The 15,828-nt window shown below is 60.7% G+C and carries 15 protein-coding genes; 5 read left to right on the top strand and 10 right to left on the bottom strand.

Annotation, left to right across the window (positions count from 1 at the left end; translation table 11 throughout):
• Positions 1 to 23: 23 nt before the first annotated feature.
• From B5526_RS16690 to B5526_RS16675, 4 genes are all read right to left on the bottom strand, one after another.
• Positions 24 to 581, bottom strand: coding sequence for a PQQ-dependent catabolism-associated CXXCW motif protein (locus B5526_RS16690; protein ID WP_079539639.1), 558 nt, complete (start codon positions 579 to 581; stop codon positions 24 to 26).
• Positions 578 to 1,504, bottom strand: a complete 927-nt coding sequence (locus tag B5526_RS16685; RefSeq protein WP_079539636.1) for a substrate-binding domain-containing protein — start codon at positions 1,502 to 1,504, stop codon at positions 578 to 580. Before B5526_RS16685 ends, B5526_RS16690 begins: the two co-directional genes overlap by 4 nt.
• Entirely contained in the window at positions 1,501 to 1,977 is a 477-nt protein-coding gene (locus B5526_RS16680) for a c-type cytochrome, methanol metabolism-related (protein WP_244562367.1), read from the bottom strand. Before B5526_RS16680 ends, B5526_RS16685 begins: the two co-directional genes overlap by 4 nt.
• Before the next feature lie 172 nt (positions 1,978 to 2,149).
• Positions 2,150 to 4,030: a methanol/ethanol family PQQ-dependent dehydrogenase gene (locus B5526_RS16675; RefSeq protein WP_079539634.1), complete on the bottom strand. Its 1,881-nt coding sequence runs from the start codon at positions 4,028 to 4,030 to the stop codon at positions 2,150 to 2,152.
• Positions 4,031 to 4,480: 450 nt separating this feature from the next.
• Here B5526_RS16675 and B5526_RS16670 point away from each other — a divergent pair, with 450 nt between their 5' ends.
• Entirely contained in the window at positions 4,481 to 5,383 is a 903-nt protein-coding gene (locus B5526_RS16670; protein WP_079545056.1) for a quinoprotein relay system zinc metallohydrolase 2, read from the top strand.
• Between the two features lie 96 nt (positions 5,384 to 5,479).
• Positions 5,480 to 6,331: a quinoprotein dehydrogenase-associated SoxYZ-like carrier gene (locus B5526_RS16665; RefSeq protein ID WP_079539632.1), complete on the top strand. Its 852-nt coding sequence runs from the start codon at positions 5,480 to 5,482 to the stop codon at positions 6,329 to 6,331.
• A 24-nt stretch (positions 6,332 to 6,355) separates the two neighbouring features.
• Here the strand turns inward: B5526_RS16665 and B5526_RS16660 are convergent, their stop codons facing one another.
• Positions 6,356 to 6,718 carry a hypothetical protein gene (locus B5526_RS16660; protein ID WP_433994631.1) on the bottom strand — a complete coding sequence of 121 codons (363 nt, stop codon included), beginning with the start codon at positions 6,716 to 6,718 and terminating at the stop codon, positions 6,356 to 6,358.
• Positions 6,719 to 7,015: 297 nt separating this feature from the next.
• Here B5526_RS16660 and B5526_RS16655 point away from each other — a divergent pair, with 297 nt between their 5' ends.
• A complete protein-coding gene (locus B5526_RS16655) occupies positions 7,016 to 7,792 on the top strand; it encodes an ATP-binding cassette domain-containing protein (protein ID WP_244562315.1) in 777 nt (258 codons plus the stop codon).
• Positions 7,789 to 8,634, top strand: coding sequence for an ABC transporter permease (locus B5526_RS16650; protein WP_079539626.1), 846 nt, complete (start codon positions 7,789 to 7,791; stop codon positions 8,632 to 8,634). The genes B5526_RS16655 and B5526_RS16650 overlap by 4 nt, the downstream gene beginning before the upstream one ends.
• Before the next feature lie 12 nt (positions 8,635 to 8,646).
• On the opposite strand, the gene B5526_RS16645 is transcribed toward B5526_RS16650, so the two are convergent.
• Both B5526_RS16645 and B5526_RS16640 read right to left on the bottom strand, forming a co-directional pair.
• A complete protein-coding gene (locus B5526_RS16645; protein ID WP_079539624.1) occupies positions 8,647 to 11,079 on the bottom strand; it encodes a TonB-dependent receptor in 2,433 nt (810 codons plus the stop codon).
• Positions 11,080 to 11,202: 123 nt separating this feature from the next.
• Positions 11,203 to 12,603, bottom strand: a complete 1,401-nt coding sequence (locus B5526_RS16640; RefSeq protein ID WP_079545055.1) for a histidine kinase — start codon at positions 12,601 to 12,603, stop codon at positions 11,203 to 11,205.
• A 235-nt stretch (positions 12,604 to 12,838) separates the two neighbouring features.
• On the opposite strand from B5526_RS16640, the gene B5526_RS16635 reads away from it, so the two are divergent.
• Entirely contained in the window at positions 12,839 to 13,459 is a 621-nt protein-coding gene (locus tag B5526_RS16635; protein ID WP_079539622.1) for a response regulator transcription factor, read from the top strand.
• A 1-nt stretch (position 13,460) separates the two neighbouring features.
• Here B5526_RS16635 and B5526_RS16630 read toward each other — a convergent pair whose 3' ends face one another.
• Genes B5526_RS16630 through B5526_RS16620 form a run of 3 tightly spaced genes read right to left on the bottom strand, consistent with a single transcriptional unit; the run spans position 13,461 to position 15,828 of the window.
• On the bottom strand, positions 13,461 to 14,225 hold the full coding sequence (locus B5526_RS16630; protein WP_079539619.1) for an ABC transporter ATP-binding protein: 765 nt from the start codon (positions 14,223 to 14,225) through the stop codon (positions 13,461 to 13,463).
• Positions 14,185 to 14,925 carry an ABC transporter permease gene (locus B5526_RS16625; RefSeq protein WP_079539617.1) on the bottom strand — a complete coding sequence of 247 codons (741 nt, stop codon included), beginning with the start codon at positions 14,923 to 14,925 and terminating at the stop codon, positions 14,185 to 14,187. The genes B5526_RS16630 and B5526_RS16625 overlap by 41 nt, the downstream gene beginning before the upstream one ends.
• Entirely contained in the window at positions 14,926 to 15,828 is a 903-nt protein-coding gene (locus tag B5526_RS16620) for an ABC transporter substrate-binding protein (RefSeq protein ID WP_244562313.1), read from the bottom strand.

The raw sequence follows: 15,828 nt of genomic DNA, 5'->3' as shown, positions 1-15,828 counted from the left end.
GAGCGTGGCGCCGATGGATCGGTCTATTCGCCCGGACGCGGTTCCGGCGTGGCATCTTCCAGCGGAAGCAGCGCGGCAAACCAGCCGTCGGTCCCTTCAGGGTACCACGCGACGTCGGAATAGCCGAGCGCCAGCGCGCGCTTGGCGGCATTCCACGACATCCAGCAATTCTCCAGGCAATATATGACCAGCCTTCTGGCGCGATCGCCATTGGTCGCCTTTTCCAGGCCTTTCGCGAAATAGTCAGCCATGCTCGGCGCGAGTTCGCCGTAGCCGGTGTCAGGTAGCCAAATGCTGCCGGGAATATTGGCTCGTGGCTTGTCATGCCAAATCGTTCCGGCGGGTAGCTCCCGCGGTCGCGGCGGCCTCGGCATCACGTCGACAAAGGAAGCCGTATGGCTGCGCCAGATCTCCTCCGCTTCGTCCGTCCCGATGACACTGGCGCCGCGCAGTGTTGCGGGTGTCGGCGCACGGTAGTTGTCGAGGCGATAGGCATCCGGCTCGGGCACGTCGGCTGCCAAAGCCTCAGCGGCAGCAATGACCATTGCAGCGAACGCGAAGCGGATGGCGGTTGCGATCATGGCCGCTTCGAAAGCGTCTCGGCCGTGATCGGCACGTTGGCCTCGTCGAGGATTGGGATGTGGTAGCTGATCAGCAGTCTGTTGATCTCCGCCTGATTTTCCGTGATCAGCTTGTTGATCGCACGTTTCCACTCCTGGTCCGCCGGGCGCACCGCCATGCCGATGCGAAAAATCATCGGCGGTCCCGTGGTTTCCTTGGTCAAGGGCACGACCAACAAGGGCGGGTCGGCCCGGCTGGCGTAATAGCCCGCCATCGGCCCCCATAATATGCCGCAATCAATATCGCCTCGGGCGAGATCGTCGATCATCGCCTGCGCCGAGGAGTCCGCGCGGGTGTCGATGAAAAGCGGGTAGGATTTTGCGTGGGCCAAGAGGCCGTTGATCGCCATGTTCGTGGTCGGCGGCGTCCTCGCGACAATGCCGATTCGCTTATCCCTCAGCTTTGGATCATCGATAGCGGTGACGTCTTCCAGGCCGCTTCCGCGTTTTGCGATCAAGGCATAGGTGGTCCGGTAGTAGGGGATCGTTACTTGCGCCTGATCGTCGCCTTGCGGAAATCCCATGATGATATCGCAACGGTACGAGCCCAGCGTCATCCGGACGAAACCGGTTGCCTGCGGGACGTAGGTGTAGCTGAGTTTCTTGCCGAGCTTGGCGGCAAAGAGTTCGGCGAGCTTGTTTTCAAACCCTTCGCCTTTCTCATTGGAGAACGGCAGATTGCGCGGATCGCCGCAGGCGCGGAAGACGTTGGGATCGACAAGCTCGAGCGACCCGGGATCGCTGGCCTGGGCCGCGGCCCTGCCGGATTGCAAACCGACAAGGGCGCATGCCAGCACGGCGGTCACGCCTTTCAGAATGATTGCCGGCCACCTCGAAATATGAGGTGTCGGCGTCGCCGATGTTTTGCTGCGTCCCGAACTCATTTGATGCCCGTACAGCTGGTTTCGGCCGCCTTCGCTGCCTCGGGCTTGTCCTCGTGCTTCGGAGGACGGCCACCCGGAATGGCGTTGTTGGCGCGGGCTCGCAAATACACGTAGATGTCGTCGAGGAAGCACATCACGTTGACGTTGTCCGCGAACGCCGGCATCACCTTGTCATTGGCGGCGTCCACGTTCTTGCGGCCATTGGTCACGATATTGTTGAAGTCGACGTAGCTCAGCGTCTTCAACGAATCGGCCAGCGCCGGCGCATAGCTTGATCCCTCGCCATTCGGGCCATGACAGACATGGCAGTCGGAATGATAGCGACGAAAGCCGGAATAAGTGTACCAGTCGACAACCCCGTCCTCACCGACCTTGTAGGTCGGACTGCCGTCCTTGTCCGCGTACTTGCCGTCGTCGGAGGAAGCCACCGCCGGATCGCCCGATCCGTCGGCGCATGCGACGCCGCTCGCCAAAGTACTCGCCGACACGCCCGCCAACAGGACGAGCACGAATTTCCACTGATTGATGCTCACGTAAACTGTCCTCACACAATTTTGGGAGATGGTGGTTGGGCAAAAAAATCGGCGCGCCGCAACGCAAGCGGCGGCGCGCCGAATTCATTGTCACCCAGCCGTGGCGTCGGCCTTAGTTGCTTGGCAGAGCAAACACGGTCAACGTCCCGCCGAGCGAGGTATAGGACGCAAGACCCGCATAGCCACCGACAGCACCAAGGCCCGCGGTATCGACAGTCTTCTCTTTGGGCGGCAACTTGCCCTGATCGACCGCGCCATGCCAGGCGGCGGCGTTTTCAGGCTGAAGCAGACCGGCCGCCAAGCCGATGCCGGCCCAACCGCCGACGCCGGAAAGCACGGCAACGTATTGCTTGCCGCCGTGCTCATAGGTCATGACGTTGCCGATGATGCCGGACGGGGTCTTGAACTTGTAGAGTTCCTTCCCGGTCTTGGCATCGACGGCCTTCAAGTAACCCTCAAGCGTGCCGTAGAACACGACATTGCCGGCGGTCGCCAACGCGCCGCCCCAGGCGGAGAATTCCTCCTTGTTGGACCACACGATCTTGCCGGTCTTGCCGTCCCAGGCGATGAAGTTGCCCATGTTGGTCTCGCCCTTGGGCGGATACATCGCCACCGCCGCGCCGACATAGGCCTGACCGGCAGTGTAGGATACCTTGTAGGGTTCATAGTCCATGCAGACATGGTTTGTCGGCACGTAGAACAACTGCGTGTCGGGGCTATAGGCCGCAGGCTGTTCGTCCTTGGTGCCAAGCGCCGCCGGGCAAATCCCCTTGGAGTTAGAGTCTTCGCCGTTGTGCTGCGTCGAATAGGCGTCGACGACCAGCGGACGACCGTAGGTCTTGGACGACTTGTCCATGTCGACCTTGGTTGCCCAGTTCACCACCGGATCGAATTTTTCCGCGACCAGCAATTCGCCGTTGGTCCGGTCAAGCGTGTAACCGAAACCGTTTCGGTCGAAATGGGTGAGGAGCTTCCGCGGCGTGCCGCCGACGGTCTGATCGGTCAGGATCATCTCGTTGACGCCGTCGAAGTCCCATTCGTCGTGCGGCGTCATCTGGTAGATCCATTTGACGGCGCCGCTATCGAGGTCGCGTGCCCAGATCGACATCGACCACCTGTTATCGCCGGGGCGTTGCACCGGATTCCAGGTCGAGGGGTTGCCCGAACCGTAATAGACGAGGTTCAATTCGGGATCGTAGGAATACCAACCCCATGTGGCGCCGCCGCCGATCTTCCACTGGTCGCCCTGCCAGGTGGAGGTCGACGAATTAGGCCCGACCGGCTTGCCGAGCGCCGTCGTCTTGACGGGATCGATCAGCGTGTCGGAGTCCGGCCCTTCCGAAAAGCCGCGCCAGGCAAGCTTGCCGTCCTTGATGTTGTAGGCGCTGACCCAGCCGCGCACGCCGAATTCGCCGCCGGAAATACCGACGAGAACCTTGTCCTTGAATACGAACGGAGCGTCCGTGCCGGACTGTCCCTTGCCGGCTTCGCCATCCATCACCGACCAGACCTTTTGTCCGGTCTTGGCATCGAGCGCGACGAGAGTCGTATCGGCCTGATGCAGGAATATCTTGCCATCCGCGTAGGCGACGCCGCGATTGACGGTGTCGCAGCACATGATCGGGATGACGTTGGGATCTTGCCGCGGTTCATACTTCCAGAGAATCTTGCCTTCATGGTTCAGGTCGAGCGCATAGACCGTATTTGGAAACGGCGCGTGCACGTACATCACGTCGCCAACCACGAGCGGTCCGCCTTCGTGACCGCGCAGCACGCCGGTCGAGAACGTCCAGGCTACCTGCAGCTTGTTGGCGTTGGATGAATTGATCTGATTGAGCTTGGAATAGCGCGTGTTGGCGTTATCGCCTTGTTGCATAACCCATTGTTTGGGATCCTTGGCTCGATTGTCCAAGTCCTGATCGGCGCGCGCGGGAAAGCCTTGCACGGCCAATAGGCCGAAGATCGAAGTCGTAGCGATTAAGATTTTGTTCATTCGCTTCCTCCCTGGGTTTTTGCCGAGGGTGGCTGACGCTCCTTGGATCAGATTCTCCGCGGGACGTCGGCCGCCCTCTTTTGGATGAATTCTTCCGGCACCTGTCACAGTCCTGTGAATCGTTTCACATCTGTGAATCAGGAAGCACGCTTCACCTTGGTTTCAGAAGAAGAAAAAGCTTATGTAACTCTGCAAGCATACGCAAGTTATGAAATGCGACAGCGTCGATGTCCGATTTTTTCGGCGCTCTTGCACTGCACCGCGATGCGCGTAGAAATTTTTCAGACCATGTGGGAACCGCGAGCTTCGTTGTGAATTGTGGGAGGCAATAAACTGACGATTTGCCGAAGCACTTTGTTTTGCTCGGTGCTTTGCCGTGCCCACCCCGATGGGCGCGTGAGGTGGGCATTGCGTTTCGTGGGCATCGTCCTTGGCGCGATTCTTGGTTTGATGTTGCCTCCGCGCGATGGCAATGCGCAGCCGCAAGCGGCGGTCACGCCGTTATCCGTCTCGGAGGTCGCGCCCGGCGTCTACGCTCACATCGGCAATATCGAGATGATGAGCGAGGCCAATCAGGGTGACACCGCCAATGTCGGTTTTGTTGTCGGCGGCGATACGGTGGCCGTGATTGATTCCGGCGGCAGCGTGCGCGAAGGAGCGCGCCTGCTTGCGGCGATCCGCGCCGTGACGTCAAAGCCGGTTCGCTATGTCATCAATACCCATGTTCATCCCGATCATTTGTTTGGCAACGCCGCATTCGCAAGCGAAGGGACCATTTTCGTGGGGCACAGGAACTTGCCGCGCGCGCTGGTGGCACGCGGAGAATTTTATTTAAAGGCGTTTCGTCGGTTGCTCGGCGATGCACTCATCGACGAGGTGAGGATTGTGCCGCCCACGCTGCTCGTCGATAACGACATGCAGATCGATCTCGGCGGCCGTCTATTGAGCCTAAAGGCCTGGCAGCCGGCGCATACCGACAACGACCTGACGGTCCTCGACGGCCAAAGTTCTACGCTGTTTGCCGGCGATCTCCTGTTCGTCGGGCACCTGCCGGTGCTCGACGGCAGCATTCGCGGCTTCCTCGCCGACCTCGAGGAGCTCCGGCGCATGCCCATTGAACGCGTTGTTCCCGGGCATGGTCCGGTCGTCAGCGATTGGCGCGGTGCGGTCGAGGACGAACGCCGCTACTTCGAAAGCCTCGCTGCCGAAGTGCGCGGCCTCATCGCGCAAGGGATACCCCTTACCAAGGCAGCCAAAGAGGCCGGACGAAGCGAACAGTCGCGCTGGGAGCTGTTCGACGAATACAGTTCGCGCAACGTCATTGCCGCCTTCGGGGAGCTCGAATGGGAGTGACGCCACCGAATCTCCGACAACGGCAAGCGCGGCTTGTTGCTCGAGCGTGTTTCAGATAGGTTGACCGGCGCTTCATTGCGGAAATGGAGGTCGACCATGTCGATTCTCTCCAGAGTGACCGTGCCGGCTCTGATCGCCACGGTTTGTCTTTCAGGGTCTTATTTTGCAGGGCCTTATTTTGCGGGGCCGCCAGCGGCGCGCGCCCAGGCTGAGCAGCCCGCGGAAGATACCTGGAACAGCATCAAGGGCGACATTTTCAAAAATCGTCCGATCCTCGATGGTTCGGGGCTCGTGATCCTCGATGCGCCGCGGCGCGCCGAGGATGCCGCGATCGTGCCGATCGGCATGCGCGTCAACCTTCCCGGTGACGAAAAGCGGACGCTGCAATCGCTGACGCTTGTCATCGACGAAAACCCCGCGCCCGTCGCCGGGACGTTTACCATCGGTCCACGGTCCGGCGTCACCTCGATTTCAACCCGGGTCCGGGTCGATTCCTATTCCTATGTGCGCGCGATTGCCGAACTCAGCGATGGCCAGCTCTATGGCGTCAAGGCTTATGTGAAAGCGTCCGGCGGGTGCTCCGCGCCGGCTGCATCGAATAGCGACGCGACCAAGGCGATGCTGGGTCAGATGAAGTTCCGCAGCTTCCGCGTCGAGGGCGCCGCGCTGCCGGAGGCCCAGATCATGCTGCGTCATCCGCAGAATTCGGGCCTGCAGATGGATCAATTGACGCGGCTTTACGTGCCGCCGTTCTTTATCGACAATCTCAGGATATGGCAGGGCGACGATCTCGTGGTGGCGATGGACGGCGGGATCGCGATCTCGGAGGATCCCAATATCCGTTTCAACTACCAGCCCAATGGCGCCGCCAGTTTCCGCGCCGAAGCCGTCGATACCAGCAAGAATCGCTTCAAGGACGAATGGTCGATCGAAAAATCGCTGCTGTAGCGGCGGAATCCGAAGGGAGTTCGTTCAAAAGCAGCGAACTTCTGCCTCCGCTTGGGCCCGGCGGAATTCCTGCAGCGCCTGCTTGGCTTGCTCGGTCGATCGAAACTCGGAACCGACCGGACCCGTGACCTGGGACATCGAGAGAACAGTCTCGGTGGTCACGTAACGGTCGTAAGGGATGATCGAGGCAATGACGTCGATCGAGCAGGAACATTTTTGCAAAAGTTCCTGAGTTTCGCCGTTGGCCTTCATGCAGCCGAAAACATAGTCCGCGCGCGCCGCGGTTGGATAGTCATTGAGATCTTCGGCCATGGCGCGCGGGCTCGCGGCCGCGATTGAGATCGCCAACAAAGCGCTTGATCGGAACAAGATGCGCAGGCAGGCCATCGTGAACATTCTCTAGCGGCGCGTTTTACATGCCGAACGTTCGGTGCGCTGCAACACAAGGTACAGCACTGAATTTCGCCAGCATGAATAATTTTTGTCAGGATCGGGAATCCGGGTCAAGCTAGCGTCGCCGAAGCTTGCTGCACACAACGCGGTAGGCTAAATCGCGAACATGAACCTCAAGACCTGCGTGTCGGAAATACCAAGCATGACGCATTTCATCGGCGGTGGATTGCGCGACGTATGGGGTTCCGATGTGCTAGCTTGCGGATGGGCAAGGCGCGTTCGGGAGTGGTAATGAAGCCATTCCCGCTTGCGCAAGTGCCCGCGCTTGAGATCGATCGCGTCAGCCATCGCTACGGTGCGCGGGTCGCATTGAATAATGTCAGCCTCACTGTCAGGCCGTCGTCCTTTAACGTCCTGTTGGGATTGAATGGCGCCGGGAAGTCGACGCTGTTTTCGCTGATTACACGTCTCTATGCGATAAGATCGGGTCAAATCCGCATTTTCGGGCACGATGTCGCGCGCGATCCGGGTGCGGCCCTGAGCAAATTGGGCGTCGTGTTTCAGTCCCGCGCGCTCGATATCGACATCTCGGTGCGACAGAACCTGATGTACCATGCTGCGCTGCACGGTATCGCCAGCAAGCGAGCCAAGGAATTGATCGCGCAAGTCCTGGATCGCGTGGCCATGACCGATCGCGCGCTGGATCGGGTCGGAAATCTTTCAATAGGTCAGATGCGCCGCATCGAGATTGCCCGGGCGCTGCTGCACCAGCCCCGTTTGCTGCTGCTCGACGAACCCACCGTCGGCCTCGATATCAAGGCGCGCGCCGACATTCTCGACCACGTTCGCAGGCTTTCGATGGTGGAGGGCATTGGCGTGCTGTGGGCGACGCATCTCATCGACGAAGCCGGCGCCGGCGACGATGTGGTGGTCCTGCACAAGGGCAACATCCTTGCGCATGGCGGGCTCGGCGAGGTCGTCGGTAAGTCCGGAGCTAGCGACTTGCGCGACGCATTCAACCGGCTGACCGGGGCCGCCGACCAGGAAGAACGGGAGCCGGCGGGATGACGGTCACGGTCGATGCAACGGACCACCAAGGTTTTACGCTTTCGCAGTATTTCATCTGCCTCAAGGGCATCGTCTGGCGCGAGGCGTTGCGCTTCATCCATCAGCGCGAACGCTTTGTCTCCGCGCTGGTGCGCCCGCTGGTCTGGCTCTTCATTTTTGCCGCCGGATTTCGGCAGGTGCTCGGCGTCTCCATCATTCCGCCCTACGAGACTTACGTGCTCTACGAAGTCTATATCGCGCCCGGCCTGATCGCGATGATCCAGCTTTTCAACGGCATGCAATCATCACTGACGATGGTCTATGACCGTGAAACCGGGGGAATGCGCACGCTGCTTGTCAGCCCGTTCCCGCGCTGGTGGCTGCTCACATCGAAGCTTTTGGCGGGCACGCTGGTATCCGTTCTGCAAGCCTACGCCTTCCTGCTGATCGCCTGGTTCTGGGATATCGAGGCGCCGCCGCTCGGCTATCTGGCGCTGCTGCCGGCACTGCTGCTAAGCGGATTCATGCTGGGGGCATTGGGCATGCTGATTTCGTCGCTGATCAAGCAGCTCGAGAATTTTGCCGGCGTGATGAATTTTGTGATCTTTCCGATGTTCTTTGCATCGTCGGCGCTGTATCCGCTGTGGCGGATCAAGGAATCCAGCCTGCTGCTGTATTATGTCTGCGAGCTCAATCCCTTCACGCATGCGGTTGAGCTGATCCGCTTTGCGCTCTATGGGCAGGTGGCCTGGGTGTCGCTCGGCGTGGTGCTCGGTTGCACGCTGGCGTTTCTGTTTGGCGCGATCCTGGCCTACGATCCCGCCCGCGGCTTCCTCGCCCGCCGCAATGGTCCCGCCGGCTGAGCAGGGCATCCTTCAGAACGTGGCCTTCAGGCCGACATAGAGCGCGCGCGGCCGCGCCGGGCTGATCGAGCGCGGGTCGGTGAAGGGCGCGCCGCCATTGGCGAAATTCGGAACCGTGCCGGTATTGAAGAATGTTCCGTAGGTCGCGTAGCGATTATCAAAGATATTGTCCGCACGCGCGTAGATATGCATCGTCTTGTCGATCTGGTACGAGGCGTGGAGGTTGAAAACCGCATAGGACGGCAGCCTCGGCGCCTGATTGGATTCGTCGCCGACAAAATATTGACTGCTGACGAACAGGGCGTCGCCTCCGATCTTGAACGCATCGGTGATCGAATAATCGATGCCGGCCTTGACCCGGTTTCGCGGGATGGCGGGGATTCGATCGCCGGGAACGATCTGGACGTGGCCGTTGGCATCTGCGAAGGGGCTGTTGGAGCCGACCTGCAGAGCATCAAGGAATCGGGCGTCGACGAGGGCGTAGCTGGCGTATAGCTGCAGGGCGCTCGATTTGAGATTGACTTCGGCCTCGATCCCCTGCCGGCGCGTCGAACCGACGTTCTGAAAATAACCGAATCCCTGCAGCACTGGGCTGGGAATGGCGAGGATGTCGTCGGTATTATCCGCGCGGAATACCCCGAGCTTCCACCCGAGCGTGCCGATGTTCACTTCACTGCTGCCGCGCAGGCCAGCTTCCACGGTGCGGGACACGACTTGTTTCAGCGGCGGATCGGAGACCAGGAATGCGGCGACGATGCAGGGACGGGCGGGATCGGCGCAACCGAGTTCCAGCGGGGTTGGCGCGCGGTTGGCTTCGGAATAGCCGGCATAGGCCGAAACGCCCTGGGTGATCTTATAGGTGCCGCCAATCAGCGGATTGAAGCGGGTATAGCTGGCATTGCCGTTTAACGCGCTGCCGATCTGGTCTTCGAGCTTGATATCAGCGAGGTTGAAGCGGCCGCCGCCGGTGATCGAGAACGCGTTGGTGACGTCGAACGTATCGAGCGCATAAAGCCCGCTATATTGATTGGTGGTGCGAAGCGCCACCGGGCCGATCGAAACCGGATTGCCGGATTGGCCGAGAAATATTCCACTACCGCTGACGACGAAATTCGGACCAATCGTGCCCAGTTCCGGGAGGGCCGAGAAGTGCGTCACGCTGGAATCGAAACTTGTTCCGACCGTGAAATGGTTGCCGTGACCGAACAATTGATCGGTATTTGTGGCTTGCAACGACGCGCCCGTCGTCGTCGATCGCGTCGTCGTTCGGTCGATCTCTCCCAGTGTGGCGCTCGGATCGAAGGGATTAGCGAGCTGGGCCCCATTCAGGCCATTTGCCGGCGTGCTGCCGTTGCCAAAGCAGAGCAGCGTCGGATCGGTGGTGCAGGGCTGAGTTCCGGTCGGGTTGCCATCCTCGGTCTTCTGGTCGAAAACCCGCAAATGCGCAACACCTTCGATCGTCCAGCTCGGCGTGGCCTCGACTTTCCCGGTGAGATTGACATAGCCAACGCGGTTGTTGGTGATTTGCGGCGTGGTGAAGGTCGCGCCCCAAAATTGCTGAAGCAGCTCGACCGGCGCCGTTGCGGTCGCGCCGAACCTGTTATCGGCGGCGCCCATGTTGAGATGAAATTCGTTTCCATCGTTCCGGTAGCCGACATCACCGTAAAAGCGGCGAACATCCGAGGGCGAGAAATTGCGAAATCCGTCATCGTGCAATCCCTCGAGCGCGCCGTAGACGGCAAAATGATCGACCTGTTTTCCCCACTGCGCCGAGCTTTGGATGCGCCCGAACGAGCCGCCCATCGTGTCGATTTCGGCGCCCTGATAGGCAAAGCCGTCTTTCATCTGCATGTCGATGGCGCCGCCCAGCGCGTTCAAGCCGAAGGCTGGATTATTGGTCACCACCGTGACCGATTTTATCGCCGCGGTCGGAATCAAATCCCAGTTGACGGTGTCGCCGAACGCTTCGTTGATGCGCACGCCGTTCTGGTAGACCGCAAGCCCCTGCGGGGTGCCGGCCACAGGCGAAGCGACGAAGCCGCGAAATTGCACGTTCGGCTGGAATGGATTGCCGGAAACTTCATTGACGACGATACCCGGCACGTATTTTTGCAGGGCATCGCTGACGTTCAGCGAGCCGGCCTGCTTGATCTGATTGGCGTCGACGACGTTGACGCTGGCCGGCACCTTTTCGGGATCGATACCGGAGCCTGGGCCCGATAACGGCGTGGTCGGGTAGACCACGAGCCTCGGCACGGTCCGGGCGATGCGGGTGGCGCCTGTCGTCTGGCCGCGCTTAACGCCAGTCTTGGTTCCCGTGACCACGATGGGCGGCAATGCCTGCACCGCGCCGGGCGGATCCTCGGCGCGCGCGATATCATTCCCGGAAAACAGGCATATCGATGCCGGCACGATAAACAGGGATCGAGCGCGTATCCGCCGCATCGCATTCCGCTTTGGCTTTTCTTAAAGTCTCCAGGTCAGGAATGCTAGGATATCGACAGGCGATCGACATCGGGAAAATTAGGTCGCGCCATCGGGAAAAAATCCCGATCGGCTGGTTTTGACTCACGTTGGTTGAAATATTGGGGATGGCTGGAGCCCGCAGGGAACCAGCGCCTCCACGGTGACGCCACGATTTGTCGACGCAACCGTCATCGTGCCGCCCAATGCCAAGACCCGCTCGCGCATGCCAAGCATTCCGAAGCCCTGTTTGTGATCGGCCGGAAGGCCAGCGCCGTTGTCGCGGACGCTCACCATGATGGCTTCCGTTTCGGCGGTTCCCGTTCGGCGGGGTGCCGCCGGCGCGATCGTGATATCGACCTCTGTCGCGCGGGCGTGGCGGAACACGTTGGTCAGGGCTTCCTGAATGATGCGATAGATCGTCAATTCCGCCGTCTCGCCGCGGGCGCCGAGCGATGGCGAGATCGAGGTTTGAATTACGACACCGGGATAGGTTTCGCGCCAAAGCCGCAACAGCGCCTCGAGCGCATCGGTAAGGCCAAGTTCCGCAAGGCCCACGGGCCGCAGTCGCTCCAGGACGCGCCGGTTGAATCGCTGCAGCGCATTGACCTGATCGAACATGGCGCCGATGTGCCGGCGCAAAGCGCCAAGATCGGGCTCAGGGCTATCTGCCAATCGCGTCAGCGAGGTGGTGTGCGCGCGGAGCGCAAACAGATAGGGGCCAAACTCGTCGTGCAGGTCGCGCGCGATCTCCTTGCGCTCGACGTCCTGCAACGAAACCACCCGCTCGGCGAGGCGTTGCTTGTCCTCGACGGTTGTTTGCAGCACGGATGCCAGATCGTTCAGTTTTCGGCAGATCGCGGCGAGCTCAGGCGAGCCGCTGGGCGTGACACGGGTATCATAGCGGCCCGCCTCGATTGAGCCCATCGCATCCGCGAGCGATTTTATTGGCTCCAGCGCGCGGTTGACGACGGTCATCGTGATGAGAAAGAGCGCTAACGCGATCGCGGAGCCGATTCCAATCTGGGTGACGATGCCGTCCCAGATCTCGGCTATTTCGTCGGTCGGGTGCGAGGTAATGACCAGCGACCCCAGCGACCGCCCATTCACGGCAATCGGAACGCGCACCGTTGTCTGTTCCGGGTGAATGACGCTCAGAAACCATTCGGGAACCTGCCGCGGCTCGGCCGGGTCGCTGGGCGACGCTGAGGCCGCGGGCGCGCTGCCGGCGGCCGGATGAGGCTCGCGCGCGATACTGACATGGCGCAATTGCTTCAGGCCCGCGACTATCTGGTCGAGCCTTGCTTCGGGATCTGGCGCGTCGTTGAGATCCGACACCGAAGTCTCGACAAAACCGCGCGCCAGCCTGATCACGCTTTGATCTTCGGCCGCCACCCGCGGGCCTGCCTCCAGCAGCAGCCGTGCGATGTTGACGACCAGACCGAGCACCATCACGAGCGCCAAAAGCGTGTTCAGCCGTGCGCGCAAAGAGAGCTTCTGCCACATTGCCAGGCTCCACTTCGGCGGCTGCATCCGGTTGCAGAGTTGCAAAACGTTGACAGCCAAAAACACTGATTATCTAATTGAACGGTACTGCACTTCTTCCGGAAAGGCATCGTCCGAAGGTGGTGGAGGCAAACGGTCAACATCCGCACCCTGCGGCCATTTGGCCGGGGCCGTTCGTGTTGCGCTGCAAACTGGTCTACAAATGCTTAACTGCGAGCGCCTCGGATCGAGATCAATGCGCATCCTGATCGTTGACGATCATCCCATCGTTGCCTCGGGCTGCCGCGCGCTCTTGGCCGGCGATCCCGATGTGACGATTCTGGAAGCGGCGGATGCCGAAAGCGGCGAGGGGGCTTTTATCACTGAGCGTCCCGATGTCTGCGTTCTCGACATCAATTTGCCGGGTGTTTCGGGCTTTGAACTGGCGCGGCGAATCCTGGCGCGCGATGCAACCGCCCGCATCATCATGTTCAGCATGAACGACGATCCGATCTTTGCGGCGCGCGCCATCGAGATCGGCGCCAAAGGCTATGTCTCCAAGTCTGGTGACCCCGGCGATCTCCTCGAAGCCATTCGCAAGGTGGGCGACGGCGGGGTATTTTTGCCGTCCGCCATCGCACAAAGCATCGCCTTTGCCGGGCCGGGATTGGCCGAAAGCCGTCTTGCGAAATTGACGCAGCGCGAGATCGAGATCCTGCGTCTCTTGGGCGCCGGCAAGAGCCTTTCCGAGATCGCCTGGCTGATCAATGCGTCCTACAAGACGATCGCCAATACGTCTTCCATCATGCGCCAGAAGCTCGGTTTGCGCTCTTCCTCCGAACTGGTGCGCTTCGCCATCGAGAGTCGGCTGGTATGACCTAACAACCTCGTTTGGCATCGGCCGTCGCCTGCGACACCAACAGCCGCATTTCAGCAGCGATCGACGCAATGACGTCGCTGCTGCGCGCTCCCCGGGGCGGCGGCAGCGTCCTTTCGGCGATAATGTGCGCAGGGCGGTCGGACAGAAAAAACAGGCGATCCGCCAGCTGGATGGCTTCGGCCAGATCGTGGGTCACAAATAAGGTCGTCACTTTTGTCCGCGTCGTCAGCGCCACAAGCTCGTTGCGCAGTCTTGCGGCGACCGTTTCATCCAGCGACACAAAAGGTTCGTCCAGCAGCAGAAAATCCGGCCGCACCGCAAATGCCCGGGCAATGGCGGTGCGGCGTGCAAGCCCCAATGACAACTCGCCGGGATATCGTGCCAGGTGGGAACCGAGGCCAAGGATCTCGACCAGTTCCGTCAGATCGGCGGCGGCCTTGCCTGCCGGCAGCGCAAGCCGGATGTTCTCCTCGACCGTTCGCCAAGGCAGCAGGCGGGGCTCCTGAAATACCATGCCCAGACGCCCGGATCCCGGTGCACAAACCACGCCGCGGAAATCCGGATCGAGCCCGGCTGCGATTCTAAGGATCGTGGTCTTGCCGCATCCGGAAGGGCCGATCAGCGCCCCGAACGACCCCGCTTCGAGCCGAAGGTCGAGGCCGCGGACGACTTCCACCGGCGTGCCATCCGCCGACAGAAAGCTCTTCGCATCGATGCGGAGCTCAAGCGGGTTGGCGTCGCCAGCGAATTGCGCGTCGTTCAAGCGGTTGCACCAAAAGACTTTCGATCACCAGCATAAGTGCGATGAAGGAGATCGCATAGCTTAGTATTTTGGCCATGTCGAACAACGAGAATGCCGAACCCAGGACGAAGCCCACGCCATTCGGGCGCCCGATCAACTCGACCACCAGAACGATCTTCCAGATGATCGACAGACCGGAGCGCGAGCTTGCCGCCAGAAATGGCGCGAGCTGCGGTATCACGACATGACGAATTCTGGAAAACCAGGTGAATTTGAAGGCCTTCGCCATCTCGTCGAAGTCGGGATCGAGCGCGCGGGCGCCCTCGCGCATGAAGACGACCACATTGGGCAGCTTGTTGGCTGCTACCGCCAGGATCGCGGCGGTCTCGTTGAGGCCGATCCAGATATAGGCAAAGATGATCGTCACCAGCGCCGGCATGTTGAGAAGCACGACGAGCCACGGATCGGCGTATCGATCGATCGTTCTCGAGCGGCCCATCGCATAACCTGCGATAATGCCCAGCACCATCGCGATCGCGAACGCGACGATCACGCGCGCGAGCGTGCAGCCGATCTGGTACGGCAGCTCGCCGGAACGAAGGTCGGCGAGGATTGTCGTCCCAATCGCGAGCGGGCCCGGCAACAGACGTGATTGAGCCAATGCCGCTGCAAGGGCCCAAATGGCGATCAGAGCGGCCAGCGAATAGATTCTCGGTAACACTCAGTTTCCGTTCGGAGCAGGCTGGTAATAGAGACCTGGATCAAGTTCTTGCGAAGGACCCACGAGCTCCGGGCCTCCGATGCTCGCCAGGGCCTTGAAAAGCCTGCGGGCGTCCGCTTCCTCCTCGGCGATCGGCCGTCTCGGAATTCCCGCTCTGGTCTGATCACGATATGCCTTGAACGTCGGTTCATCCTCTGCGTTCATCAGCGGGCGAAGGGCTTCCCATTCCCCGTCGGATCGCAGCATGATGTCATCGGCCTGTTCGCTAATCGCGATGAAGCGATCAATCATGCTCCTGTGGCTCGCGGCGAATTCCTCAGAAAACGTGTAGCCGATGAGGCCCACCGGCTGTTGCAGCCCGAGGGCCACTTCCGCATCACGCACATCGAGGATCCTCCGATAGCCTCTTGCCTCGAGCCTGGCGCAGAAATTCCAGAAATTGAGGCTCGCTTCGGCTTCGCCCTGCTCTAATTTCTGAAAAATCAGCGGCGGGGCACCGTATGCGAGGGTCGCCTCGCGCTTGAGATCGATGCCCCGGCGGAGCGCCGCCGCCTGGACAATAAGCCAGCTTTTGTCGAGCGGACCGCCCGCAATGGCGAGAACCCGACCCCTGAGATCGTCGATCTTCCGTACCGGCGATTCGCTTTTCACCATAATGGCGCCGGCCGCGCTGGAATAGGGATAGAACAGCCATTTGGCGCCGAGCGCGCGCGCTCGCGCAACCCAGAGCCAATCGACGACGGCGAGATCGACCGAGCCGCTATTGAGCGCGAGCTTGCCGGCATCTGGCGAAGCGTATGCGCTGATTTTCAAATCGAGGCCAGCGCGATCGGCAAGGTGGTGGCGGCGGATCACGTCGAGTTGCCAGGCAAACGTGCCGGTCGTCTGCAGGCCGATGCGCAA

This window comes from Bradyrhizobium lablabi, from assembly GCF_900141755.1.
Taxonomy (GTDB): domain Bacteria; phylum Pseudomonadota; class Alphaproteobacteria; order Rhizobiales; family Xanthobacteraceae; genus Bradyrhizobium; species Bradyrhizobium lablabi_A.
Note: the sequence above shows the minus strand (reverse complement) of the source record. Positions and strands in the feature narration are given on the sequence as shown.